The 1,910-nt window shown below is 43.4% G+C and carries 2 protein-coding genes; both read left to right on the top strand.

The window, feature by feature from the left end; genetic code table 11:
* Positions 1–264 precede the first annotated feature (264 nt).
* On the top strand, positions 265–390 hold the full coding sequence (locus tag MUB35_RS30595) for a hypothetical protein (protein WP_255611085.1): 126 nt from the start codon (positions 265–267) through the stop codon (positions 388–390).
* Positions 391–446: 56 nt separating this feature from the next.
* Entirely contained in the window at positions 447–1,838 is a 1,392-nt protein-coding gene (ltrA, locus tag MUB35_RS30305; RefSeq protein ID WP_244807375.1) for a group II intron reverse transcriptase/maturase, read from the top strand.
* The last annotated feature ends 72 nt before the right edge of the window (positions 1,839–1,910 follow it).

Genomic DNA, 1,910 nt, shown 5'->3' on the forward strand with positions numbered 1-1,910 from the left:
TTATGTGCGCCTGGCGGCGCACGTTTCCAACGAGTGAAAGTCTCGAATCCGCCCGGTAGTGGGAAGGATATAGCCGAAAGCAAGGGTGTCCGCCGTGAGACGGAATCGGAAGGAAGCTGGATATGGGGAACATACTAACCCATGGGCAAATCTCCGGTCTGACGAACAGAAATCACATAAAAGGTTATGCATGAGGGTAAGGCTGCATAACAAGTCGAAGCCCAATAACTACACGGAATCATGCATGATAAATGTGGCAGATAGATGGAGAGAAGGAAACGTGTGGTACCCAGGGAGGTCTGTGTGGAATGCTCTGAAAGGAGTAACCATAACTGTAAGGTTATGCTGAACGCACAGAAGTCAGCAGAGGTCATAGTAGTCGAAAGATGAAGGACCGAATCAATAGGAGCCTTGAGTATGACCGAGAAAGGGAGGAATGACTTACAATGACAGAAAACATGAACAATGGCTGTTCGCAAAGAGATAATGCGGAACATGAAGGGTATGCGAAAGCGTCTAGGTCGTTCAATCGGATATGGAAAGAAAGAGACAGTGCACAGCCGAAACTCTTAGAGGCGATACTGTACAAGGGCAACATGAACAGAGCGTACAAAAGAGTAAAGGCAAACAAGGGAGCGGCGGGAATTGACGGAATGACCGTTGAAGAAGCACTCCCATATTTAAGGGAACATCAAAAGGAGTTGACAGACCGAATATTAAGAGGGAAATATACTCCGTCTCCAGTAAGGAGAGTTGAAATCCCAAAAGCAGATGGTGGTGTGCGAAAGCTAGGCATACCGACAGTGATAGACCGAACCATACAACAGGCAATAGCACAACAGCTAATGCCAATCTATGAACCACTCTTTAGCGAAACGAGTTACGGATATCGCCCGAACAGAAGCGCAAAAGACGCAATCCTTAAGGTAAAAGAGTATGCAGAACAAGGCTATACCTATGCGGTATCGCTGGATTTATCGAGATATTTTGATACGTTAAATCATGAACTGTTATTAAACCTTTTACGCAAGAATGTAAAAGATGAAAGAGTAATCCAACTCATAAAACGATATCTGAAAAGTGGTGTAATGGAAAATGGAGTGGTAATGGAAACGGAAGAAGGTTCTCCGCAAGGTGGAAATCTTTCGCCGTTACTGGCAAATATCTATCTGAATGAGTTTGACCAAGAGTTCTTTAAGAGAGGTGTGCCTTGTGTCAGATATGCTGATGACATAGTGTTGTTAGCAAAGAGCAAGCGAGCATCAGAAAGACTTTTGGAAAGCAGTACGAAATATCTCGAAGAGAAACTGAAACTAACAGTGAACAGAAAGAAAAGCCGTACTGTCAGTGTGTTTGCAATCCGAAAATTTAAGTTCTTTGGCTTTACGTTGGGAAGGAATGGTAGTGGCATATATGTCCGAGTTCATCCAAAGTCATGGAAGAAATTTAAGTCAAAACTGAAAACCTTATCTTCCTGTAAGAAGTGTCAGAGCATAAAACCGAGTCTTGAAGAGATAAAGGTGTATGCTAGGGGCTGGCTGAATTACTACGGAATCGCAAGCATGAAGAACAACATAGAAGATATCAACGGATGGCTCTATCACAGAATACGCATGTGTATATGGAAACAGTGGAAGCTGCCTAAAACGAAAAAGAGAAATCTAATCAAAATGGGAATTCCAGAATACTATGCACATATAGCGGCTAACAGTCGAAAAGGACATTGGTTCTCTTCAAATCTTACGACAGTAAAGAGAGCTATGTTAAAAGAAAGACTGATAAACAGTGGCTTTTATGATTTAGCCACAGCCTATCAGTCTGTGCATGTCAACTATTGAAACCGCCGTGTACCGAACGGTACGCACGGTGGTGTGAGAGGACGGGAGCTAGTCACTCCCTCCTACTCTATT

This window comes from Blautia sp. NSJ-175 (genome assembly GCF_022867815.1).
In the GTDB taxonomy this organism is placed as follows: Bacteria; Bacillota; Clostridia; order Lachnospirales; family Lachnospiraceae; genus Blautia; species Blautia celeris.